At 66.2% G+C, this 23,865-nt stretch carries 19 protein-coding genes and 2 pseudogenes; 18 read left to right on the forward strand and 3 right to left on the reverse strand.

Translation table 11 applies throughout. The features are described from left to right. Positions 1–40: 40 nt before the first annotated feature. The 6 genes from L1080_RS05035 (at position 41) to L1080_RS05060 (ending at position 9,324) form a co-directional block, all read left to right on the forward strand. Positions 41–3,304 (forward strand): protein kinase domain-containing protein, encoded by a 3,264-nt coding sequence (locus L1080_RS05035; RefSeq protein ID WP_250768781.1) that lies wholly within the window; start codon positions 41–43, stop codon positions 3,302–3,304. Positions 3,305–3,446: 142 nt separating this feature from the next. Then, a complete protein-coding gene (locus L1080_RS05040; RefSeq protein WP_250768783.1) occupies positions 3,447–4,634 on the forward strand; it encodes an iron-containing alcohol dehydrogenase in 1,188 nt (395 codons plus the stop codon). A gap of 4 nt (positions 4,635–4,638) precedes the next feature. Further along, on the forward strand, positions 4,639–6,000 hold the full coding sequence (locus L1080_RS05045) for a MadS family sensor histidine kinase (protein WP_159925537.1): 1,362 nt from the start codon (positions 4,639–4,641) through the stop codon (positions 5,998–6,000). Then, positions 5,997–6,683, forward strand: coding sequence for a MadR family response regulator transcription factor (locus tag L1080_RS05050; protein ID WP_213577120.1), 687 nt, complete (start codon positions 5,997–5,999; stop codon positions 6,681–6,683). Before L1080_RS05045 ends, L1080_RS05050 begins: the two co-directional genes overlap by 4 nt. A 41-nt stretch (positions 6,684–6,724) precedes the next feature. Next, positions 6,725–7,663 (forward strand): ABC transporter ATP-binding protein, encoded by a 939-nt coding sequence (locus tag L1080_RS05055; protein WP_250768786.1) that lies wholly within the window; start codon positions 6,725–6,727, stop codon positions 7,661–7,663. Continuing rightward, positions 7,660–9,324, forward strand: a complete 1,665-nt coding sequence (locus L1080_RS05060; RefSeq protein WP_250768790.1) for an ABC transporter permease — start codon at positions 7,660–7,662, stop codon at positions 9,322–9,324. The genes L1080_RS05055 and L1080_RS05060 overlap by 4 nt, the downstream gene beginning before the upstream one ends. On the opposite strand, the gene L1080_RS05065 is transcribed toward L1080_RS05060, so the two are convergent. Continuing rightward, on the reverse strand, positions 9,311–9,553 hold the full coding sequence (locus L1080_RS05065; protein ID WP_159925545.1) for a helix-turn-helix domain-containing protein: 243 nt from the start codon (positions 9,551–9,553) through the stop codon (positions 9,311–9,313). The genes L1080_RS05060 and L1080_RS05065 overlap by 14 nt on opposite strands. 97 nt (positions 9,554–9,650) lie before the next feature. On the opposite strand from L1080_RS05065, the gene map reads away from it, so the two are divergent. From map to L1080_RS05090, 5 genes and pseudogenes are all read left to right on the forward strand, one after another. Next, on the forward strand, positions 9,651–10,436 hold the full coding sequence (gene map, locus L1080_RS05070; protein WP_250768793.1) for a type I methionyl aminopeptidase: 786 nt from the start codon (positions 9,651–9,653) through the stop codon (positions 10,434–10,436). A 365-nt stretch (positions 10,437–10,801) separates the two neighbouring features. Further along, positions 10,802–11,439, forward strand: a pseudogene (locus L1080_RS05075) (HNH endonuclease); the annotation flags it as partial. Between the two features lie 86 nt (positions 11,440–11,525). After that, positions 11,526–11,996, forward strand: coding sequence for a recombinase family protein (locus tag L1080_RS05080; RefSeq protein ID WP_250769193.1), 471 nt, complete (start codon positions 11,526–11,528; stop codon positions 11,994–11,996). A 120-nt stretch (positions 11,997–12,116) separates the two neighbouring features. Next, complete coding sequence (locus L1080_RS05085; protein WP_250768794.1) at positions 12,117–13,928, forward strand: zinc ribbon domain-containing protein; 1,812 nt, start codon at positions 12,117–12,119, stop codon at positions 13,926–13,928. A gap of 2 nt (positions 13,929–13,930) precedes the next feature. Beyond that, positions 13,931–14,590 (forward strand): annotated as a pseudogene (locus L1080_RS05090) (HNH endonuclease); the annotation flags it as partial. A gap of 5 nt (positions 14,591–14,595) precedes the next feature. On the opposite strand, the gene mftM reads toward L1080_RS05090, so the two are convergent. Both mftM and mftR read right to left on the reverse strand, forming a co-directional pair. Further along, entirely contained in the window at positions 14,596–15,420 is an 825-nt protein-coding gene (mftM, locus tag L1080_RS05095; protein WP_250768797.1) for a mycofactocin oligosaccharide methyltransferase MftM, read from the reverse strand. A gap of 38 nt (positions 15,421–15,458) precedes the next feature. After that, entirely contained in the window at positions 15,459–16,082 is a 624-nt protein-coding gene (gene mftR / locus L1080_RS05100; protein WP_250768799.1) for a mycofactocin system transcriptional regulator, read from the reverse strand. 133 nt (positions 16,083–16,215) lie between these two features. Between mftR and mftA the strand changes: the two genes are divergently transcribed. Genes mftA through L1080_RS05135 form a run of 7 tightly spaced genes read left to right on the forward strand, consistent with a single transcriptional unit; the run spans position 16,216 to position 23,834 of the window. Further along, positions 16,216–16,311, forward strand: coding sequence for a mycofactocin precursor MftA (gene mftA / locus L1080_RS05105; protein ID WP_005573048.1), 96 nt, complete (start codon positions 16,216–16,218; stop codon positions 16,309–16,311). A gap of 1 nt (position 16,312) precedes the next feature. After that, on the forward strand, positions 16,313–16,609 hold the full coding sequence (mftB, locus tag L1080_RS05110) for a mycofactocin biosynthesis chaperone MftB (RefSeq protein ID WP_109331694.1): 297 nt from the start codon (positions 16,313–16,315) through the stop codon (positions 16,607–16,609). Positions 16,610–16,645: 36 nt separating this feature from the next. Further along, on the forward strand, positions 16,646–17,893 hold the full coding sequence (gene mftC, locus L1080_RS05115) for a mycofactocin radical SAM maturase (protein WP_159925555.1): 1,248 nt from the start codon (positions 16,646–16,648) through the stop codon (positions 17,891–17,893). A gap of 31 nt (positions 17,894–17,924) precedes the next feature. Beyond that, positions 17,925–19,106, forward strand: a complete 1,182-nt coding sequence (mftD, locus tag L1080_RS05120) for a pre-mycofactocin synthase MftD (protein WP_250769214.1) — start codon at positions 17,925–17,927, stop codon at positions 19,104–19,106. Between the two features lie 14 nt (positions 19,107–19,120). Further along, entirely contained in the window at positions 19,121–21,091 is a 1,971-nt protein-coding gene (locus L1080_RS05125; protein WP_250768802.1) for a mycofactocin system FadH/OYE family oxidoreductase 1, read from the forward strand. After that, positions 21,067–21,879: a mycofactocin-coupled SDR family oxidoreductase gene (locus L1080_RS05130; RefSeq protein ID WP_109331691.1), complete on the forward strand. Its 813-nt coding sequence runs from the start codon at positions 21,067–21,069 to the stop codon at positions 21,877–21,879. Before L1080_RS05125 ends, L1080_RS05130 begins: the two co-directional genes overlap by 25 nt. Further along, a complete protein-coding gene (locus L1080_RS05135; RefSeq protein ID WP_250768807.1) occupies positions 21,876–23,834 on the forward strand; it encodes a mycofactocin system FadH/OYE family oxidoreductase 2 in 1,959 nt (652 codons plus the stop codon). The genes L1080_RS05130 and L1080_RS05135 overlap by 4 nt, the downstream gene beginning before the upstream one ends. Positions 23,835–23,865: the final 31 nt, after the last annotated feature.

A 23,865-nucleotide genomic window follows, 5' to 3' on the forward strand; every position in this document is an offset into this window, starting at 1 on the left:
CCGGGGATATCCTGAGGGCACGTCATCGAGAGGTGAGTGCATGGTGCCGACGGCTGAAGATCCCCTCGAGACCCAGCGCGATGTGGCGTCGAACGTCGCGACGGAGTTGACAGCGGCTGGATTCGAGGAGGCGCACGAGATCGGGCACGGCGGCTTCGGGGTCGTCTACCGGTGTGTTCAGCCGGAGCTCGACCGCACGGTGGCGGTCAAGGTCCTCACCGCCGAACTCGACGAGGAGAACACGGCGCGGTTCTTCCGTGAGCAGCGGGCCATGGGCAGGCTGACCGGACACCCCAACATCGTCAATGTCCTCCAGGTCGGTGTCACCGGAAGCGGTCGTCCCTACATCGTGATGCCCTACCACCCGCAGGATTCACTCGACGCCCGGATCCGGAAGAGCGGTCCGCTTCCACTGGGCGAGGTCCTTCGGCTCGGTGTGAAGATCGCGGGGGCTCTGGAGACGGGGCACCGCCTCGGCATCCTCCATCGCGACGTCAAACCCGCCAACATCCTCCTCACCGACTACGGCGAACCCGCGTTGACCGACTTCGGGATCGCGCACATCTCCGGAGGATTCGAAACGGCGACCGGAACGGTGACGGGATCGCCGGCGTTCACGGCACCCGAAGTTCTGCGGGGCGATCCGCCGAGCCCGGCCTCGGACATCTATGGCCTCGGCGCCACGCTGTTCTGTGCGGTCACCGGTCACGCGGCGTTCGAACGCCGGAGCGGGGAGCAGGTCATCGCACAGTTCCTCCGGATCACCTCGCAACCCGTCCCGGATCTGCGGGAGAAAGGCATTCCCGAGGACGTGAGCGCGGTGGTCGCGCGCGCGATGGCGGCCGACCCCGCTGATCGACCCGCGACCGCTGCGGAACTCGGTGACGCGCTGCGGCAGATGCAAGCAGACAATGGACTCCCCGTCGATGACATGGCCGCCCCGCAGGATGCGCCCGGCCGATCGCAAGTGAGGTCCCGTCTACCAGCGCAGCCCACGGCACATTCGCTGATCGGTGCCGACGGTAACCTGCCACTCGAACTGACCAGCTTCATCGGTCGGCGACGCGAGCTGACGGAAGCGAAGGCGAAGCTGTCCGATGCGCGCCTGGTGACCCTGACGGGCATCGGCGGTGTCGGGAAGACGCGTCTCGCGCTCCGTGTGGCCGCCGACGTCCGACGTGGATTCGCCGACGGCGCGTGGTTGGTGGAACTCGGTGAATTGCACGACGAATCCCTTCTGGTCGACGTCGTCGCGGCGGCACTGGGCCTGCGGGACGGGCCGGCGAGTTTGTTGAAAGACACCCTCGTGGACTTTCTGGCCGCGCGCCGGATCCTGCTCGTATTCGACAACTGTGAACAGGTGGTCGGCGCGGTCGCGAGACTGTCCGAGACCTTGCTTCGTAGCTGTCCGGATCTGCGGATCCTGGCGACGAGCAGGGAACCCCTCGGGATCGGCGGAGAAGTCGTGCTTCGGGTTCCCCCGCTGACCGTCCCCGACTCGGCCCGCCCCCCGTCCCTTCAGGCAATGCCCCGGTACGACGCAGTCACGTTGTTCGCCGACCGCGCCGCCGCCGCGGTGCCGGGCTTCGAGCTCACCGAGGAGAACACGGACACGGTGGCGCTGATCTGTCAGCGACTGGACGGTTTGCCACTCCCGATCGAACTGGCGGCAGCGCGGCTGCGAGCCATGTCGGCCGAGCAGATCCTGCGTCGCCTGACGGACCGTTACGCTCTGCTGACCCTCGGCAGCAGGGGCGCGCCCACGCGGCAGCAGACTCTGCGTCTGTCGATCGATTGGAGTTATGAGCTCTGCAGCCAGCGGGAACAGCAGTTGTGGGCGCAGCTGTCGGTGTTCGCCGGTAGCTTCGAACTCGACGCGGCCGAAGGCGTGTGCGCAGGCCCTCCCCATACCGAAGACTTGCTCGACACGGTCACCTCGCTGGTGGACAAGTCGATCCTCATCCGCGAGGAATCGGCCTCGGTGGTTCGGTTCCGCATGCTCGAGACACTGCGTGACTACGGCAGCGAAAAGTTGACGGAAGCCGGCGAAGCCGACCGTCTGAGGCGGCGGCACCGGGACTGGTACCTGCAGTTGGCCGAAACTGCGAAGGCGGAGTGGGTCAGCCGCGAGCAGGTGACGTGGATGCGCCGCCTGGCTCGCGAGCAGCCGAACCTGCGGGAGGCGATGAAGTTCTGTCTGACAGAGCCGAATTCGGTGTCCGGGTTGCGATTCGCGACCGCCTTGTTTCTGTTCTGGCTCTCCCGAGGCATGTTCAGCGAGGGCCGCCACTGGCTCGACCGTTTCCTGGAGACCTCGCCGGTCGAGGTCAGCGAGGAACGGGTCGCGGCGCTGTACGGAAACAGTGTGCTGGCCGAGACCCAGAACGACCTTGCTGCCGGGGCGTCGCTGGTCGCGGAAGGGAAGGCGCTCGCGGCACAGACCGACAACGTCGTGATCCGCGCGCACATCTCTCATGCCGAGGGTGTGCTGAAGTTGTTCACGGGTGATCTGCCCGGCGCGCTCGAGTGTTTGGAATCCGCCCTCGAAGTGTCCGGGGACTGTGGCCGGCCGGCCCTGCACATCGAGGTCCTGGACTCGCTCGGCACCGTGAGGACACTGCTCGGAGACTCCGCTCGGGCCATCGAATATTACGAGCGGGTCCTCGAGATCACGGAATCGACCGGCGAGTCGATGTACCGATCGCACACGATGTGGGCGATGGGCGTCGCAGTGTGGCGTCAGGGTGATGTCCGGCGGGCATCCCGATATGTCGAGGACGGGCTGGCATTGGCCAGGCGGGTCGACAGCGCGGTCACCCTGGCAACCTGCCTGGAAACGTTGGCGTGGTTCGCGAGCGACCGCGATCCACGACGCGCCGCGATTCTGATGGGAGCGGCGGAGTCGGCCGCAAAATCTACGAGAAGTTCCACGGTGCTGTTCCCCCATTTGCACGTCTTTCACGAGGAGTGCGAACAGCATGCGCGCACTGCCCTGGGAAGAAAGGAATACGAGTCGGCGCGGGACGAGGGCAGGGCGCTGGCCGTCGACGACGCTGTGGCGTTCGCTCTGGGCGAGCAGTCTCCCAAGCGTCCTTCCTCTTCGCGCGCCGGCGCCGACCTGACGAAACGAGAGCGAGAGGTTGCCGACCTGGTGGCCGAGGGCTTGACCAACAAGCAGATCGCTGCCCGGCTCGTGATATCACCTCGCACCGCGCAGGGGCACGTCGAACACCTTCTCGCCAAGCTCGGCTTCGCCTCTCGGACTCAGATCGCGGCCTGGGTCGTGGAGCAGGGTCGGACCTGATCACGGCTGCTGCCCACCTACCCGATCGGGTAGGTGCCGGACCTGCCCTTCGGTCAGTGTGCGCGTCCGTCCCTGCCCGTAGAGTCGAGGTTCAGCGCTTGTAACCTGGATCACATCACGGGGGCGTGGGAGGAGTGTCGTCTTGTCTGTGTCGTATCCGGTCACCCGCACCACCGCTACCGACCGGCTGGTCAAATTCCATGCACCCGAAATCGTCTTCGGTATCGGGTCGATGGTCGAGGCCGCGCACGCCGTCCTCCGCCTCGGCGGCTCGCGGCCGATGCTCGTCACCGACCCCGGGTTGATCGACGCCGGCTGGGCGGCCGAACTGCAGGACCAGCTTCGGGAACAGGGACTGACGCCCGTCGTGTGGAGTGCGTTGACGCCCAATCCGAAGGATCACGAGGTCGCGGCCGGTCACGAGGCCTACCAGGAAGGTGGATGCGATGTCTTGATCGCACTCGGAGGCGGTTCGGTGATCGATGCCACCAAAGGAATCGCGGTGCTCGCCGCGAACGGGGGCAACATTCTCGACTACGAGGGGGTGGATCAGGCGACCAGTCCGATACCTCCGCTGGTCATGGTCCCGTCCACGTCCGGCACCGGTGCCGACGTGTCGCAATTCTGCATCGTGACGGACACGGCCCGCGGTACCAAGATCACGATCATCGGCCGCGCGCTGGTTCCCGACGTCACCGTGATCGATCCCCGCCTGCTCACGACCATGCCGGAGTGGCTCAATGCGGCCACCGGGCTCGACGCGCTCACACACGGCATCGAGGCGTTCGTCTCGCTGGCGCACAACCCGCTCACGGACCATCACGCGCTTCGCGCGATCGGGCTGGTCACCGACACCCTGGTCCACACCATCGAAGACCCTCTGGAGATGGAGCCGAGGGCCGTCATGGCCCAGGCGAGCCTCGAAGCGGGCCTGGCCTTCACCAACGCCATTCTCGGTGCGGCGCATGCGATGAGCCATCAGGTCGGTGGACTGCTCGACCTGCCGCACGGCGTGATCAACGGTGTCCTGCTTCCACACGTGATTCGGTTCAATGCGGCCAGCGACGCTGCCCCGTTCGTGGCGATCGCGGCGGCACTCGGACTGGAGGAACATCGCGGAACACCCGAGGAAGCGGCCCTCGCGGTCGCGGACCGAGTGGAGCGTCTGGCTCGCGAGGTCGGTGTGCCGCGAGGACTGGGGCAGTTGGGTGTGCGTGAAACCGACCTTCCGCGGCTCGCGGAGTTCGCCCTGCGGGACGCCTGCATGTCCACCAATCCGCGGACGGCCACACACCAGCAGATGGTGGCACTTTTCCGGACTGCGATGTGAGCCGATGAACGCCCCAGACCTCTCGACACTCACCGGACTCCGGTCGGGCAAACCGACGTTCTACCCGCAGTACCGCGGCGCCGCCGAACGTCTCGAGCGCGTCGTCCATGCGCTCGAGCTCATCTCCCGCGCGCTGGTGCGAACGGTCGAGGGGCCCGAGACGTTGATCTGCGCTGTGGCCGAGGCGGCGCGTGCACACCTCGACGCGCGCTGGGTCGCATTCGCCCTGGCGGACGGCATGCTGCCCGATGCCGGTCCCCGCCGGCTGGTTCTCGGACCGGACGCCACCCCGTTTCTGGTCGACAACGTCGAGGGACCTCCGCTGCCGGACGAGGTGGTCACGTGTCTCGGCGACATCAGGTCCGCCCGCACCGGCAGGGCGCCCGTCATCGACGCGCACCATGCTTTCGTGCCGATCGTGCTCGAGGGCGGAGTGGTGGGAGCCTTTGCCGCGTGGACAGCGCCGCAACGCACACTCGACACCACCGATGGTGCGGTACTGAGTATCTTGGCGAGCCAGACCGCGGTTGCCCTGCAGAATTCGGCGCTCTACCAGCGCGGGCAGCGGCTCCTCGAACACGCCGAGCACGCATACGCGGAGGCGCGGCGGACCGCGTCGGATCTTGCGGTCCGCAACGCCGAACTCGAGTCCACCCAACGTCAGCTCGGGGCCGCGCACCGGCATCAGGTACTCGACGAGGAACGTCACCGCATCGCCCGTGAGCTCCACGACAGTGTCACGCAGGCGGTACTGTCGGCCGGAATGCAGATCGAGGTCTGCAGGAGCGGAGTGCCCGACGACGAACGTCGCGAAAGACTCGACCTGGCCAAGGATCTCACTCGTCGCGCGGTCGAGCAATTACGCTCGGCCATCTACGCGCTCAATCACTCCAAGAGTTCGGACCGCACGTCGCTGCCCGGGATGCTCGAGCAGCTCGGTGTGGTGCACATGCCCGACGACCTCGAGGTCAGCGTGCGGGTGGGCGGAACACCGGCGGAGCTGTCGTGTGACCGCGAGCACGCGCTGCTGCGCATTGCCGGTGAGGCCTTGTTCAACGCTGCTGTCCACGCCAACGCGACGCGCGCCGTTCTGCGCCTGACCTATTCGGCGGATTCTGTACTCCTGTCCGTCGCCGACGACGGGGACGGGGATCCGAAGCAGATGCGGCTCATGTTGCGGATGGCGGCAAACAACGACCTGGACGGACACCATCGCGGTCTGGCGAACATGCAGGCCCGGGCTGCGGAATTCGGGGGAACCTTCGAAGTGGCCAGGGCGCGACTCGGCGGAGTGCGAGTGGCTGCACGAATTCCTCTCGGCGACAAACCTTCCAGGGGAGACAACGACAACGAGGTGGAGCGATGACGATGCGAACTCCGATGCAGGACGAGGCGAGATCTGCACGAGCAACGTCGGTGGTCCGGCTCGTCCTCGTCGACGATCACGCGATTCTTCGGCAGGGGCTGCGCTCGGTACTCGAGCGTGAACCGGATCTCGAGGTGGTCGGAGAAGCGTCCACGAGCGGGGAGGCACTCGACGTCGTCGGACAGGTGAAACCCGACGTCGTGTTGATGGATCTGAAGCTGTCGGCGGCATCCGACTACGAGGGGCTCGTGCTGTGCGCGCAGTTGTCGTCCGCGAACAAAGGACTGGGACTTCTGGTGCTGACAACGTTCCTCGACGAGCAGCTGGTGGTCCGTGCCGTGCAAGCCGGCGCCCGGGGATACGTGGTGAAGGATGTGGACACGACCGAACTGGTGCGCGCCATCCGCGCGGTCTCGCGTGGAGAAAGCGCATTCGACTCACGGAGTGCTTCCGCGGTGATCCGGTCGCTGAACGGGCAGACGACCCCGCGGGAAGGACTCACGGAGCGCGAACTCGAGGTCCTGCAACTGCTGGCCACCGGGTTGTCGAACGCGAAAATCGGTGAACGGCTCTTCATCTCGGCCACCACCGTGAAGTTCCATGTCAGCAACATCATGCGCAAGCTCGACGTGGGTAGGCGGGCGGAGGCCGTGTACGAGGCGGGCAAGCTCGGACTGATCTGAAACAGCCGTGACCGGTAGACGATCGGCGTACCGTCCTTACCATGGCTGCTGCGATTTCGGTGGAGAAACTCGTGAAGACGTTTGGCGCCACCCGCGCCCTGGACGGCCTGGATCTCGAGGTGCGCGCCGGTGAGGTGCACGGTTTCCTGGGGCCGAACGGCTCCGGCAAGTCGACCACCATCCGGGTCCTGCTCGGACTGCTTCGCGCCGACTCCGGTACCACTCGTCTACTCGACGGGGATCCGTGGCGTGATTCGGTGTCGTTGCACCGCAGGCTCGCCTACGTTCCGGGTGATGTGAATCTGTGGCCCAATCTCACCGGGGGTGAGGCGATCGATCTCCTCGCGGGGTTGCGCGGCGGTCTCGACGAGACCCGGCGTGCAGAACTGCTCGAGCGGTTCGAACTCGATCCGACGAAGAAGGCGCGCACGTACTCCAAGGGCAACCGGCAGAAGGTCGCGCTCGTGGCCGCATTCGCGTCCGACGTCGAACTGTACGTGCTCGACGAACCCACGTCCGGGCTGGATCCGCTGATGGAGTCGGTGTTCCAGGACTGCGTCGAGGAGATGTCCGACTCGGGGCGGACGATCCTGCTGTCGAGCCACATTCTCGCGGAGGTCGAGGCGCTGTGCGATCGGGTGAGCATCATCCGCGAGGGCCGAACCGTCGAGACCGGCACACTGGCGGAACTGCGTCATCTCACGCGTACGTCGATCACGGCCGAGACGCAGCGGCCGGTGACCGGACTCGAGAGCATCGAGGGGGTCTACGACGTGCGGGTCGACGGCCTGCACTCTCGATGTGAGGTGGACACCAGTGCGATCGACGGGGTGCTGCGCCACCTGCTGTCGTTCGGCATCTCGTCGCTGACGTCGACGCCACCGACCTTGGAGGAGTTGTTCCTACGGCACTACGGCGACGAACTGGCCCGTGAGGGCGTGAACCACCGGCGCGCCGAATCCGGGGCGCAGACACGATGAGCGCCGTGACGGCACCGGAGAAGGTGGGGCGCGGGCAGTACGCGGGAACCGCCCGGCTGGTGCGGCTCGCGTTACGCCGTGACCGTGTCCAGCTGCCGGTGTGGTTACTCGCACTCGCAGCGCTGCAGGCGTTCTCGGCGTCGAGTGTGCTCGGCCTGTATCCCACGGAGGGTGACCTACGCAGCTTCGCGGTGGCCACTGCGGCGTCACCGGTTGCCCTGGCCACCAACGGTCTGGTGTCCGGGTACAGCGTCGGTGCCGTGCTCGCCAGCCAGATCGTCATGCCGCTGTCTCTCGCTGCCGGCCTGATGACCACCCTGCTCGTCGTGCGGCATACGCGGCAGAACGAGGAGACCGGCCGCGCCGAACTCGTAGAGGCCGCCGTCGTCGGGCGCAGAGCCTTGCTCACGGCCGCACTGGTTGTCGCGGTCGGCGCCAATCTGCTTCTCGGACTGATCAACGTCGTCGTTCTGGTCGCGGAGGGTCTGCCGTTCGCGGGTTCTGTGGCTCTGGGCGCGGCTGTCGCGGGGGCCGGCATCGCGTTCGCCGCCGTCGCCGCGGTCACCGCGCAGGTGACGGACAGTGCCCGCACCGCCAACGGACTGGCCGGCGCCGCCCTGGGTGTGGCGTTCCTGTTGCGTGCAGTGGGCGACATGACGGGGACGGTGACGGAAAACGGCACCCGGGTGGTGAGTAGCTGGCCGACCTGGCTGTCGCCGATCGGCTGGGCCGAACAGGTCCGTTCTTACGACGACAATGCTTGGTGGGTGCTGGCGTTGCCTGTCCTGTTTGCACTCACGGTCGGCTCGGTAGGCTTCGCCCTCACCGAACGCCGGGACATCGGCTCGGGCCTCGTACCGACCCGCCCCGGCCCCGCCCGCGCGTCCGGGTTGTTGCCGACGCCGCTCGGCTCGGCGTGGCGGATACAACGGACGATCCTGTTCTGGTGGGCATTCGGCATTGCCGTCCTCGCCGTGGTGTACGGCGCAATCGCGGACCAGATCGACGACTTCCTCGGCGAGGGCGAGCAGGTGGCCGACATGATGGAGCAGCTCGGTGGCGGTACCACCGACATGGTCGATGCCTACTTTGCCGCCATCTTCGGCATGATGGCGATCGCGGTCGCGGGCTACGCCGTACAGGCATTACTCCGAATGCGGGGTGAAGAATCGGCGGGACGACTCGAACCGGTTCTCGCGACAGCGCTCTCGCGTCCGCGGTGGATGCTCGCACATGTAGGTCTGGTCGTGTCGGGAATCGTTGTCCTGCAGGCACTGACCGGGGCGGCAACAGGGCTCGCGTACGGTCTCGTGACCGACGACGTACCGGGAAAGGTGGTGCATCTGACCGGTGCTGCTCTGGTCTTCGTGCCTGCGATCGCAGTGGTCGCGGCCGTGGCGGTGGTGTCGTTCGGTGGTGCCCCGGCCTGGTCGACCGGGCTCTCCTGGGGCGTGCTCGCCGCCTGCCTGATTTTCGGATTCCTCGGACCACTGCTCGGTCTGCCTCAGGCGGTGCGCGACCTGTCGCCGTTCACGCACGTCCCCGCCGTTCCCGCGGCGGAGGTGACGGCCGCTCCGCTCGTGCTGCTCGCGACGATCGCCGTCGTCGTGATCGCCGTCGGGGTGGTGCTGTTCCGGCGACGCGACATCACCAGTTCGTAGCGTGCGCGAGGTCGTCGAGGGGTACGGCGAGGACTCGGGCCAGAGCTGCAATTGTCGTAAATGCCGGAGTGGGCATCCGGCCGGTCTCGATCTTGCGCAAAGTCTCCGGTGAAATCGCCGCCTCCTGAGCAACTTCGGCGAGAGTGCGATCGCCCCGGGCGCGGCGAAGATACGCGCCCAAGCGCTGACCTGCCGCCAGTTGGGCCGGAGTGAGCGGGAGACGCACCATGCCACCAGCCTACTCGACGGTTGGTATAAAAATACCGGACCATCGACTATGGTGGTATTTTAATACCGGCTATCGGGTCGGATGGAGAGGAAAATCTGTGCTGGAATTGAAGACCCCTCGGGAGATCGAAGCGATGCAGGTCACCGGTGTATTCATCGCCGAGCTGCTCGACGACCTCGCCTCCCGGGCCGAGCCGGGGGTAAACCTGCTCGAACTCGAACACCGCGCCCGCCAGCTGATCGCCGACCGCGGTGCCCAGTCGTGCTACTGGGATTACGCGCCGTCCTTCGGGCGAGGGCCGTTCCGCAATGTCATCTGTCTGTCGGTCAACGATGCAGTGCTGCACGGGCTTCCGCATGACTACGTTCTGCGTGACGCAGACCTGCTGAGCATGGATATCGCGGTATCGATCGACGGGTGGGTCGCCGATTCGGCGCGGAGTGTGATCGTGGGTGTTCCGCGGCCGGAGGACGAGCGTCTCATCGAGGCGACCGAGCGTGCCCTGGCAGCGGGGATTGCGGCTGCGCTGCCAGGTAACCGCCTAGGCGACATCTCTGCTGCGATCGGCGCCGTCGCCGCCGACTACGGGTACCCGGTCAACACCGAATTCGGTGGCCATGGACTCGGGCGCACCATGCACGAAGACCCCCACGTGTCCAACATGGGACGCGCCGGACGTGGTCTGAAGCTGAAGCCTGGATTGACCCTCGCACTCGAACCATGGCTCGCCGCCGGCACCGACAAAATCATCTACGACGACGACGGGTGGACCATCCGCTCGGCCGATGGGTCCCGTACCGCACACAGCGAACACACCATCGCCGTCACCGACGGCGCGCCACTCGTGCTGACGCGTCGGGATCACGTCGCGGCCCCTGAGTAGTGGTTCGGCGGCTGATGAAACCCTATGCCACAGGGGTTCTCCGCGCAGACCCGACCGTGAGCGAGGGCACGGTGGTAGGGGTTGGCCGCTGTGTCGTGATCCCTGATCACCGTCGCGCCGTCCCGATCCTTGGGCATTAGTTTCTGCTGCGGGTAGAGGTAGCTCGTCAACTGTGACTGCAACATACAGATTTTGTTGAGCAGCAACGACTCTGCAGAGGTGTCACACGGGGTATTCCTTTGGCGACCTTGTCGGCCCGCGTGTAGCGGGGGGCATTTCTGACGAGTCGACGCGACCTATTGCTCGAATCCGGCCGAGACGCTAGAATCGAACAAATTTTCGAACGGCCTTGGGGGAGGTTGGTTATGGGGAAGTTAGCGGTACCGGATCTGGACGAGGTGCGTGCGTTCACCGCACGGCTTCGTCTGGCTTCTGCCGACGGCGATGCGGGGTTGGGCATCGATCTACTCGATGCGATCGAGACGATGAAGTCGGTGGGCTGCGCAGTGCAGGCGGTGATCACCGACGACGTCGCCACGAGTATCCGACACGACCGTGAAGCTCGACAACTGCCGCGGTCCGAGTGGGACCGGGGGATTGCGTCGCAAATTACATTGGCGCGCAGGGAATCCCCGAACCGAGGTGGCCGGCATCTGGGGTTCGCGCGGGCGTTGGTGCATGAAATGCCGCACACCCTGGACTTGTTGCGATCGGGGCGGATGAACGAATGGCGGGCCACATTGTTTGGTACGGGAGACAGCCTGTCTGTCAGCGCATGATCGGGGGGATCGTCGATCGCGGGTTGTGCGCGGAACCAGGCATTCTCGACGGAGTCGGCGACCGGGGTCTGGTTGCGCGAGCGAAAGCCCTGGCGGTCGAGCTCGATGCCGCGGCGGTCGTCCGAAGGCACCGCAAGGCAATCTCGGAGCGACGGGTCACCACCCGTCCGGCGCCGGACTCGATGGCGTATTTCAGCGTGTTGATGCCTGTGGAACAGGCTCTCAACAGTTGATGTGACATATGATACTCCCTGATTCTTTCTGCTACTTCCGATTCATGCGAATTGGCGAGGCCGCGGCGTATCTGAACATGTCTGTCGTGGGCGTCCGTAAGGCCGCGTCGGAAGGCCGGTTGCCCTCCCGGCGTACAGGTTCCGGCCAGCGCGTGTTTGATCGCACTGACCTCGATGCCTACCTCGGCCGTCCTCCGGCCCTGGATAAGGCTCCGGCCGACCGGGTGGAAGCGTGGTACCGCCGGGCGTCCGGCTCGACGGGGCAGGAGTCCTCGCTCGCCAATCAGGAGTCGATGTTGCGCGAGAGCGCTTCCGGGGCCGTGTACCGGGTGTACAAGGATCGCGGTTCTGGTGTGAGGGAAACGCGGGCCGGTGTGGACCGGATGCTCGACGACGCCGCGAAAGGCCACTTCACGGTGGTGCGGGTGGTGTGGCGGGGATCGGTTGGCCCGGTTCGGAGTCGCCTGGATCGAAAGGTATTTGTCGGTGGTCGGGGTTACGGTCGAGGTCCTGCGGGAGCATGGCGAAGTCGGTGGTGGAGGAGTTGATGGATGACTTCATGGCGGTGCTCGCGTCGTTTTCGGGCCGGTGCTACCGGCTGCGGTCGAAGCAGGATCAACGCCGACTTCTCGGGCGATGCGGCAGCGAGGTTGGAGGAGGGATAGCCGATGACTGTTGCCGGGTTCACTGTGCTGCGTCAGTTTTCGTTCACCACCCGCCCGTACGCGGCGGTCGACGACGCTACCGACGCCCCGATTGGGCTCGATATCATCGATGTTCGTGTCCGGTGGTTGCTGAACCTGATTTCGTGTGCCGAGTCTGAGTTGGTGTTCCGGTTGTGGCAACCGGCCACCTTCGATGCCCTTACCGCCGGACGTGATGGTTCGGGCCGGAAGCTCCCGGCGCAGGGGCATGTCGCTGCGGCGCGTCTGGGGTGGAACCCGTCCTACCCGACCGGTGTGTACGTGCCCTCGCGGGTGACCCGGGTGATCACCTCCCAGGCGATCGGCACGCTACGCACCTTGGCGTACCGGGATACCGCCATCAGTTCGCTGTCGGCCAGGTTCGACCCGGCTACCGGCCGAATCGCGCCGCCCACCACGGCCGGCGAATACGTGCCGCCCGGCTTCGCGCGCGGCGTGGCACGGCAACTCACAGTGCGCTCCCGCCGCGCCGGAAGCGGGGAGCGTCCCACCGCACGCGTGCGGATCACAGACGTGCAAACGCCACCGACGTCTGCTCCGATGGCTAGGCTCTCGGCCGCCGACAAGCAACTCTCCCAGATCGCCGTCACCGACGCCGTCATGACGTTGACGGTCAAACTTCCCACGAATCCGGCCCCGGCAGGGCGGGCGCACTGGCAGCGGGTCCGCCTGATCGCGGCGATCCCACCGCACCTGCACACCAGAGCAATCACGGACTGGCATCTGCCGACCCTCGTCCTCGACCACCGTGGCCTGCTGCTGCGCTGCGCGGCCACCGAATCCGTTCCAGCACCCGATCCGACGTCGGGATCGACGGCAGTGGGGGTGGATTGGTCACCGTCCACCCTCGGAGCAGCCGCGATCGTCACCGAACGCCCCGACGGATTGGTCTCGGACTACCGGGGCTTCACCTACGACGACCGGGGCCTGGGTATCAAACTGGCCCGGCTGCAAGCGGAAGGCCAACACCTGCACCGCAAGGCCGCACGCTTGACGCGGCTCGCCGCGACCGCACCACCCGAGGTGCGCGTCAACCTGGAAAACAAGATCGCGGTCCTCGACCTTCACCGCGTCGCGGTCGGTGTCAAACGAGGCAAGATCAACCGGGAACTAGCCTTCCACTTCGGCCGGGAAGTGACCGACTACGCCGCCGCGGCCGGTGCGGCAGTGATCGCGATCGAAGACCTCAGCACCCTCGAAACCCGGAGACACGGCCGGGTGAACAACAACCGGGCCGCGCAGTCCGCCCGCCGCAAAGCCGTCGACGCTCTCGCGCACACCGCCGCGGGGGTCGGCGTGACGATGGTGTCCGTCCCGGCCCGCGGCACCTCGGCACTGTGCCCCGGCTGCAACGACACCCTCTCCCGGCCGGGCGGCTATCACCGGGCGTGGTGCGCGCGGTGCAAGGTAGGCGGCAATCGTGACCACGTAGCAGCGGTGAACCTCGCCAAACGTGCACTGCTCGGGCGCAGCAGAGTTGTTCGCAAGCGCGGGAAGAACCCGGAAATCCGGAACACCGAGCATGCGCCGGTCCGGCAGTGCCGCGACAAGACCAGTCCCACCCCGAGCCGGCCACGGCATCGCCGGGTCCGCCGCAGTGTTCCCACCGCGACACCCCAGGCGGGGGTGAATCAGAAAAAGATTGTTCCTGCACCTCGAGCGTCGGTGTGGGACACGGTCAAACCCGCCACATCGCACGGTGTTACGGGTAGCCGTGACGTACCTACATCTCCGGCATCGGCCACGTCAGTGGCAGATAGTATGAGATTTAAGTAGACGCTGTCTGCCTGCAGGCCACGCTGGGCCGGGACGCCGACAGTCTCATCGCCATCGGCAACAGTGGTGGCCGCACCCGCAATCAGGTGATGGTGGACCTGTTGTTCGCGCGCGGCACCGGAGCGTCACTGGCGTCAGGTGTGCCGGTGTCGGTGAACCTGGTGCTGTCGGACGAGTCGCTGCTCGCCGGCGGCCACGAAGCAGCCCACCTGCAGGGGTTCGGGCCGGTGCCGGCGGGGATAGCACGACACATGGTGGCTGACGCCATCGATGGAGTTGCCGAGACGACATTGCGGCGGGTGTATTCGTGCCCACAGTCGGGGGCGTTGACGGCGATGGAATCCCAGTCGCGCACGTTCCCGAAGAGCCTGAAGACGCTGATCGATCTCCGGGACCGCACCTGCCGCACACCGTGGTGCGATGCCCCGATCCGCCATCACGACCACATCCGCTCGTACAGCAACGCGGGTGCGACCAGCGCGGACAACGGGTCCGGGCTGTGCGAGGCCTGCAACTACGCGAAGGAAGCACCGGGTTGGAACGCCCGCCCACTACGCAATCCCGGCCGCACCCACCTCATCGACCTCGGCACCCCGACCGGACACCACTATCGCTCCACGGCCCCACCGCTACCGGCGGCCGCGCACCTGCGCGCATCGTGAGGCGGTCAGCAGTCGATGACGAGCCAGCCGCCGTGGTGTTCGAACACCGCGAACGGGCGTCCTGTCGCTTCGCCGAGCTTCGTGAGCGACCGGGTGTCGAAGGTGCGGATATGTCCGTGGCACGCGGTTGCCTCGTCCTCATAGGGGACAGCGACGACAACCCGGTCGCGGGCAACGCGGAGGGCCTCGGATATCACCGCGGTACCGATGCTGTCGTCGACGTGTTCGAGGAGGTGGATGGCGGTGACGGTGTCGAAGCTGTCGTCGGGAACCGGTACGTGCGCGGCGTCGCAGACGAGGGTGTCCAGGTCCAGTCCGAGCTCTGGTGCCACGGCGTCGAGGAGGGTCATGGTGCCGGGCAGAATGTCGGTCGCCGTGACGGAGCGCCCCGCGCGGGCGAGTCGCAGGGGCAAGAATCCGAAGCACGACCCGAGGTCCAGGACGGAACCGCGGACGAGTTCCTCCGCCTTCTCGTGGATCGGTGCGAAGTCGGCGGTGCCGTCCAGCAATTCGTCCAGAGAGTTGCGGTAGTAGACGGTCCAGGCCTCGAGCGCACCGTCGACGGTGGAGCGAACAAGCCCGACCATGGTCGACTCGAATTCGTCCTGACCGAAGTCGGCGTCCTCGATCGACGCGGTCACCGAGGCCACGAGCCGCTCGCTCAGATCCTCCGGTGTCAGGGCATGCCGCACCCGCAAGTAGTCGCCGTCGCGAGTCAGCGTGAGCGGTCCGGCGGTGACGCGCTCTACCGTGACGTGACCGTGTGACCAGAGACCGGATTCGCACGGAGCGAGAGAGTCGAAAGCGGGTGTGTCGAGAGTGGAGGACATTCGAGGCAACCTTGCCTAGTGGTGACGGCGGGAGGAGATCAGGTTCGTGTGTCGGGCTCGCCGAGGGAACTCAGCCCATCGTAAAGCGATTGCATTCCGCTGGCGAGTAGTTCGTTCAGTTCGAGCGAATCGTCATCGAGCCACTGCTCGTATGCCGACATCGCAACCCCGAGTAGGAGATAGCCGACAGTGCGCGGAATGTGGTCGGTGGGTAAGACTCCGAGTCGGCCGGCCACGTACTCGGCGATGACGTTGCGCCATCCTTCGTACATCACCACCGAATATGCCTGCAGCGCAGGTACCCGCAGAATGAGGCCCATTCGCTTGCGGTGATTGACTTCCTCGCTTGCAGGGAAGGCGTTGAACTCGAGGAGGGCGGCCGTGAGGCCATCCGCGATCGGAATGTCGTCCGGCTGTGCGGCGAGTTGAGCGCGCATCTCGGCGAGGTGGGCGTCGAAATCGCCCCACGGGATCGCATTCTTGGACGGGAAGTAGCGAAAGAGGGTGCGCCGGGCGATGCCGGATGCCTCGGCGACCTCGTCGACGCTGGTGGCGTCGAACCCTTGCCTGGTGAACAGCTCGATCCCCACGGTACTGATCCGGTCCTGCGTTGTGGACGGGCGTCGCCCTATCCGACTGGCTGGTTTTCGACGACTTTTCATGTTTCGTCCCTCCCGGTCTGTCATTCTGCACTCGATGCCATTACAGTGGTGAGGCGAGTCACAGAAGGGTCCTTCTATGACGGGAAGCATCCCAGTGACTCGCCTACGTATCACCGAACAGTAGGAGGAAATCATGTCCGATCGTGACAACAACGTGCTGGAGAACGACCTCGTCGAGGAATCTCTCGTCGAAGAGGTGTCGATCGACGGCATGTGCGGCGTGTACTGACATGCCCGAAGCACCCGCAGCGACCGGTACAGCCGGTATCGATCTCGATGTGGGCTGGAAGCTTCATCCGCAGGTGGCGCTGCGTCCCGAGCCGTTCGGGGCGCTGCTCTACCACTTCGGGACACGCAAGCTGTCGTTCCTGAAGAACCGCACAATCGTCGCGGTGGTGGAGGCCCTTCCCGACCACTCCGACGCCCGGTCCGCATTGCGGGCGCAGGGCATCGGGGACGACACCGCTCCGCAGTATGCGCGAGCCCTCGGCACTTTGGCCGAGTCGCACATGATCGTCCCCGCCTGACCAGTTCTCTTCGCCCCGTATCAGAGGATCCAGCCCATGACTTCCATGCTCGAAAGGCCCTCCGCGGTGACAACCCCCGTCGCTTCGCTCGCCCCGGTCGGCCGACTCGTCGACCAGTTCGAACTGGGACTCGACGCCCCGATCTGCCTCACGTGGGAACTGACCTACGCGTGCAACTTGTCGTGTGTGCACTGCCTGTCCTCGTCGGGGCGGCGTGATCCACGGGAGCTGAGTACCGAGCAGTGCAAGGCGATCATCGACGAACTGCAGCGTATGCAGGTGTTCTACGTCAACATCGGTGGCGGCGAGCCCACCGTGCGATCCGACTTCTGGGAGCTCGTCGATTACGCCACCGCGCACCAGGTGGGAGTCAAGTTCTCCACGAACGGGGTGAAGATCGACAAGAAGGTTGCCGCCCGGCTCGCGGCGAGCGACTACGTCGACGTGCAGATCTCCCTCGACGGCGCGACGGCCGAGGTCAATGATGCCGTTCGTGGTCCGGGGTCGTTCGCGATGGCGGTGCGGGCGCTGGAGAATCTGTCCGAGGCCGGTTTCAAGGACGCCAAGATTTCCGTGGTGGTCACCCGGCACAACGTGTCCCAGCTCGACGACTTCAAGGCCCTGGCGGACAAGTACGGCGCCACCCTGCGCATCACCCGGTTGCGCCCGTCCGGCCGAGGAGCGGACGTGTGGGACGAGCTGCACCCCACCCAGGCGCAGCAGCGTGAGCTGTACAACTGGCTGGTTGCCAACGGTGACGGCGTGCTCACGGGCGACTCCTTCTTCCATCTTTCCGCTTACGGTGACGCGTTGCCGGGTCTGAATCTCTGCGGCGCCGGCCGGGTAGTCTGCCTGATCGACCCGATCGGTGACGTCTACGCGTGCCCCTTCGCCATTCACGAGCAGTTCCTCGCCGGAAATATCTTGGCGGACGGCGGCTTTCAACATGTGTGGCAGCACTCCGACCTGTTCCAGGAACTGCGGTCTCCGCAGACCGGGGGAGCGTGCAGCAAGTGCGCCCACTACGACTCCTGCCGCGGCGGCTGTATGGCCGCGAAGTTCTTCACCGGACTTCCGATGGACGGGCCCGACCCCGAATGTGTTCAGGGATACGGCGAGGCGGCGCTCGCAGGTGAGCGCGGCGACATTCCGAAATCCAGCGTCGACCACTCCCGCACCGGCCAGCGTCGGACTCCGCGGGCACCGGTTCCGCTGACGTTGATGGTGCGTCCGCCCGCAAAGATTTGTGACGAGAACCCGCTTGCGGGAATGGAACAGACGTAAACCGTCTGTCGGTATGAGAGGTTTTTTCGACATGGGTAAGAATCCGTTCTTCGAGACTGTGGCCGAGGCCCAGCGTCGCGCGAAGAAGCGTTTGCCGAAGTCCGTGTATGCGGCGCTGATCGCCGGTTCCGAGCGCGGGCTGACGGTCGACGACAATGTCACCGCGTTCGGTGAGCTGGGGTTCGCCCCGCACGCCGTCGGTCTCTCGGACAAGCGCGAGCTGTCGACCACCGTGATGGGGCAGAACATTTCGCTTCCCGTCGTGATTTCCCCGACCGGTGTGCAGGCGGTGCACCCCGACGGCGAGGTCGCGGTCGCACGTGCTGCGGCGGCGCGGGGGACGGCGATCGGCTTGAGTTCGTTCGCGAGCAAGTCGGTCGAAGAGGTCACCGCGGCGAATCCCCAGACTTTCTTCCAGATGTACTGGGTCGGTACCCGGGACGTGCTGATTCAGCGGATGGAGCGGGCTCGTGCGGCCGGCGCCACGGGGCTGATCATCACCACCGACTGGTCCTTCTCCTACGGGCGCGACTGGGGCAGCCCGGCCATCCCGGAGAAGATGGATCTGAAGGCGATGATCCAGTTCGCACCGGAAGGCATCACGCGTCCGAAGTGGCTTTACGAGTTCGCGAAGACGCGGAAGATCCCGGATCTCACCACACCGAACCTCGCGGCACCCGGTCAGGAACCGCCCACGTTCTTCGGGGCGTACGGCGAATGGATGCAGACACCGTTGCCCACCTGGGACGACATCGCGTGGCTCCGTGAGCAGTGGGGTGGACCGTTCATGCTGAAGGGTGTCATGCGCATCGACGACGCCAAGCGTGCCGTCGACGCCGGTGTCACGGCCATCTCGGTGTCCAATCACGGTGGTAACAACCTCGACGGCACACCTGCGCCGATTCGGGCGTTGCCTGCTATCGCCGATGCGGTCGGCGATCAGGTCGAGATCCTTCTGGACGGTGGCGTCCGCCGGGGCAGCGACGTCGTCAAGGCGCTCGCTCTCGGCGCCAAGGCGGTCATGATCGGCCGCGCGTACCTGTGGGGCCTTTCGGCGAATGGTCAGGCCGGTGTCGAAAACGTTCTCGACGTCCTTCGTGGTGGCATCGATTCGGCGCTCCTCGGACTGGGGCACTCGTCCATTCACGACCTCAGTGCATCCGACGTTGTGATCCCGCCCGGATTCGAACGCGTCCTGGGCGCCGAATCCTGACTCGACACGCGTAGATGGCTGCGCAGCTGACCGACCGGATCACCCTGGCGGGGCGTCATGCCTCCTCCAGGGTGCTCTTCGGTCCGCACGTCACGAATCTCGGTGTGCGACGGTCTATTTCCCCGCGTCACGTTGCGTACTACGAGCGGCGGGCGAGAGGTGGTGCGGGAATCGTCGTCACCGAGGTCGCGTCGGTGCACGCCTCCGACTGGCCCTACGAGCGCACGCCACTCGCTGCCGACTGCGTTGACGGCTGGCGTGACGTCGTGTCGGCGTGCCGCCGACACGGCACTCTGGTGCTGGCCGGGCTGGGCCACACCGGACTCCAGGGCTCGAGCGCCTATTCACAGTCCGTGCTGTGGGGACCGTCCCGCGTGCCCGACGTGGTGTCGCGGGAGATGCCGATGCAGATGGAGCGGCGTGAAATCGAGGAACTCGTCGAGGGTTTCCGCGCCGCCGCGGTCGGTGTGGTCGAGGCGGACATGGACGGGGTCGAACTCGACGCCGGGCCGAGGGGGCTACTACGTCAATTCCATTCGGGGCTCACCAACGTACGCGGCGACGAGTACGGGGCTGACCGTCTCAGGCTCACCCGCGAGGTGATTACCGCTGTCCGGGAGGAACTGGGTCCGGGTCGAGTACTGTCGCTGCGTCTTTCGTGCGATGAACGGACGTCGTGGGGCGGCATCACACCCTCCGTCGCCGTCGAGCAGGCGAAAAGATTGGCCGGTGCGCTCGATCTCTTGGTCGTGGTCCGCGGCGGCGCACTGTCGGTCACGGCGTACCGTCCCGATTTTCACACTCCGGCCGGATTCAACACGGATACGTGCTTGTCTGTTCGGCGGGCGGTGGCGGGCGGCGTTCCGGTCGCCCTGCAGGGCAGCGTGATCGATCCCGCTCTCGCTCGGCGGGCGCTCGATGACGGTGTCGCGGACGTCATCGAGATGACGCGAGCGCAGATCGCGGACCCCGATCTGGTCGCCAAGATCCGGAGCGGTTCCGCGCCACGACCCTGCATCCTGTGCAATCAGACCTGCCGGGTGCGTGACCCCCGCAATCCTCTCGTGACCTGTGTCGGCAATCCGACCGCCGGGCACGAGGTCGTCGACCCACCGGAACCGCAACCGTATCCGTGTATATCCGCAGATGCGGAGACGGCGCTCGTGGTGGGCGGGGGGCCGGCGGGACTCGAAGCGGCGCGAATCCTCGCGACGTCCGGTCACAGTGTCACGGTCGCCGAGGCGGCAGACCGCCTCGGCGGTCTGGTGAGGACAGCCGCCGCCTATGCACCGCACCTGCAGCCTCTGACGGACTGGCTCGAAGCCGAGTGCCGGTCCTTGGGTGTCGATTTCCGCCTCGGTGTCACTGTGTCCGACGCGGACATCGATGCTGCCCACAAGAACGGGGTGACTGTGGTGGTGGCCACCGGTAGCCGGCCCCGCCCAGCGCCATTCCCCGTCGACGGGACCACCCAGTGCGTCGACGCCGTCGACGTGTTGAGCGGCGCCGCCCTGCACGAGGGTCCGGTTCTGGTCTTCGATCCGATCGGAGGCCCGGTCGCGGTCGCCCTCGCCGAATGGCTCGCGGCGTCGGGGCGCGAGGTCGGTGTGGTGACTCCCGACCCGGTGGCCGGATCGCGTCTGGGCCCGAGCGGCGACCTGTTCGACGCCAACGGGCGTCTGCAACGGGCAGGAGTCGCCCGTCACCTGTCGAGCCGGATCGTGTCGGCGGGACACTCGGGTGCGCGGATCCGGAATCGGTACACCGGTACGGAAACAGTGGTGCCGTGTGCCGCCGTGATCGACTGTTCACCCCGGTTACCCGACAACACTCTGCGCTCCGGCGCGGTTCGGGTCGGTGACTGCGTCGCTCCCCGAACACTTCTCGAAGCGATCCGCGAAGGCCGCCTCGAGGCACATGCCCTTCGGTTACCCGCGTCAACGAGAGATAGGACGATGTCATGGGACAGTTCGACGGCAAGGTAGCGTTCATCACCGGGGCCGCCCGAGGGCAGGGGCGGACGCACGCTGTGCGGCTGGCCCGTGAGGGCGCGGCGATCATCGCCGTCGACATCTGCGGACCGGTATCGACGTACAACACCTATGAACCGGCGACGCCCGACGATCTGGCCGAAACGGTGCGACTGGTGGAGTCCGAAGGCGGCAAGATCCTCGCCGAGCAGGCCGACGTCCGGGACAGCGCCGCGCTGCGGGCTGTGGTGGATCGGGGCGTCGAACAGTTCGGGCGGCTCGACATCGTGATCGCGAATGCGGGCATCTGTAACTGGAGCAGATTCTGGGAGATGCCCGACGAGCAGTGGGAGACGCTGATCGATGTCAATCTCACGGGTGCGTGGAAGACATTGAAGGCGGCAGTGCCGGCTTTGATCGAGGGCGGACGGGGTGGGTCCATCATCGTCGTGAGCTCGGTCGCCGGTATCAAACCCTTGCCGGGTCAGGCCAATTATGCAGCTTCCAAGTTCGGCTTGGTCGGCCTGACGCAGACGGCGGCAAAAGAGCTCGGCGAGTACAAGATTAGGGTCAACTCGATTCACCCGTACGGTGTCAAGACCCCGATGGGCACCGACCCCGGCAGTCTGGTGATACTCGAGAAGCACCCCCATTATCTGTCGAGCTTCGGAACGATCCTCACCGAGCATCCGCTGGCCGGCACCGACGACATCACCGATGCGGTGCTGTGGCTGGCGGGTGACGGTTCCCGCACGGTCACCGGAAGTCAGGTCGCTCTCGACATGGGCAACACCAAGGTGTGAACACCGCCTACCGTCACCTCTTCACCCCGTTGCGCCTCGGACCGCTCACCGTGCGCAATCGGGTGGTCTTCTCGGCGCACCTCACGGGATACGCCGTCGACGGACTCCCCACCGAGCAACACGCCGCTTACTACGCGGCGCGCGCGAGGGGCGGGGCCGGGCTGATCATCTCCGAGGAACATGCCACCCATCCGGGTGACTGGCCGTACGAGAAGGTGATCGCGGGTTACCGCCCCGAGGTGGTGCCCGGGTATCGGCGGATCACCGACGCCGTGCACGGGTACGGCGTGCCGATTCTCGCTCAGCTCAACCACAACGGTGGTCAGGGGTCGAGCCTGTATTCACGCCGGCCGCTGTGGGCGCCGAGTGCCGTACCCGACCCGTTGTTCCGTGAAGTACCGAAGGAGGTAAACAGCGGGGAGATCCGGACGCTGATCGAGGGGTACGCACTCGTCGCCGAGCAGTGCATCCGCGGCGGCTTCGACGGCATCGAACTGCAGTGCTCCCATTCTTCGCTCGTCCGTAGCTTCCTGGCGCCGGCGACCAACCAGCGCACCGACCGTTACGGGGGTTCGCTCCGCAACCGCGCACGGTTCCTCCTCGAGGTCGTGGCCGCGGTCCGCGAGGCGATCGGACCGGACCGCGCACTCGGGGTGCGGCTCGCCGGTGACGATCGGTTCGAGGGAGGCGTCGAGCTCGGCGAGGCCGTGGAGGTGGCGACCTTCGTCGATTCCTGTGGGCAGGTCGACTACATCAACACCTCGATCGGGGTGGCCACCGAAACCCTGCACATGATCGAAGCGTCGATGGCGGTGCCCCGCGGCTATGCACTGTTCATTCCGAACGCCATCCGGCAACGGGTGGGTCTTCCCGTGGTCGGTGTCGGACGGTTCACGGATCCAGCTCAGGCCGACCGGGCTTTGGCAGAGGGCCATTGCGACCTGATCGGTGTGGTGCGCGGACAGGTCGCCGATCCCGACTTCGCCGGGAAGGCGCTGGCGGGGGACACGGCCGGCATCCGGACGTGCCTGTCGTGCAATCAGGAATGCGTCGGCCGGATGGGCTTGGGCCGGTGGCTCGGTTGCGTCGTCAACCCGCGTGCGGGCAAGGAATCCGTGGCCCTGCCCGAACCGCGGGTCCGCGGGCGCCGTGTTGTTGTGGTCGGGGGCGGTCCGGCGGGATTGCAGGCAGCCGCGACGGCCGCGCTGCGTGGTCACACCGTGACGCTGTACGAGCGGGCGCGGGAACTCGGGGGACAGGTCCGTACTGCCGCAGTGGTCCCCGGCCGCCGTGAATTGCTCAGCCTGGTCACGAATTTGGAGAAGGAGTGCCGCCGTCTCGGTGTGGATCTGCGCACCGGCACATCGGCGACGGCAGAGGCCGTGGCCGGGTGCTCCCCGGACGTGGTGGTGCTGGCAACGGGAGCTCGTCCGGTGCGCCCCCACTGGGCCGGCCGATCCGATCGGATCGTGGATGTGCGCGACGTCCTCGAAGGACGGGCCGGGCCGCAGGGGACGGTGCTCGTGGTCGACGACCTGGGGTTCCACCAGGGAACGTCGGTGGCGGAGTTCCTTGCGGACGGCGGGTGCGAGGTCACGATCTGTACACCGGGAATGATCGTCGGTCAGGACCTCGGCATCACCCTGGACCTCGAGGGCTGGAATCAGCGGGCGCACCGCAAGGGCATCACCCAGTTGACCGAGGTGGTGCCGACCGGCAGTGACCCCGGCGAGCAATCGCGGGTCGCCGTTGCGTTGCTGCATCACCCGACCGGGCGGGTCAGCAGACTGACCGTCGATTGGGTGGTGGTTTCCGTCCATCAGGAGCCCGACGACGACCTGTGGGCCCCGTTGACTACCGCGGGCTTCGACGTGCATCGCATCGGCGACGTCCTCGCCCCGCGGCGTGCGCACTCCGCCGTCATAGAGGGTGAACGGGTCGCGTTGTCGCTCTGATGGCAGCGCCTTCTTCCGCCTCGCATAGCAT

The sequence above is a fragment of the Rhodococcus sp. MSC1_016 genome (assembly GCF_023667485.2).
GTDB lineage: Bacteria > Actinomycetota > Actinomycetes > Mycobacteriales > Mycobacteriaceae > Rhodococcus_F > Rhodococcus_F oxybenzonivorans.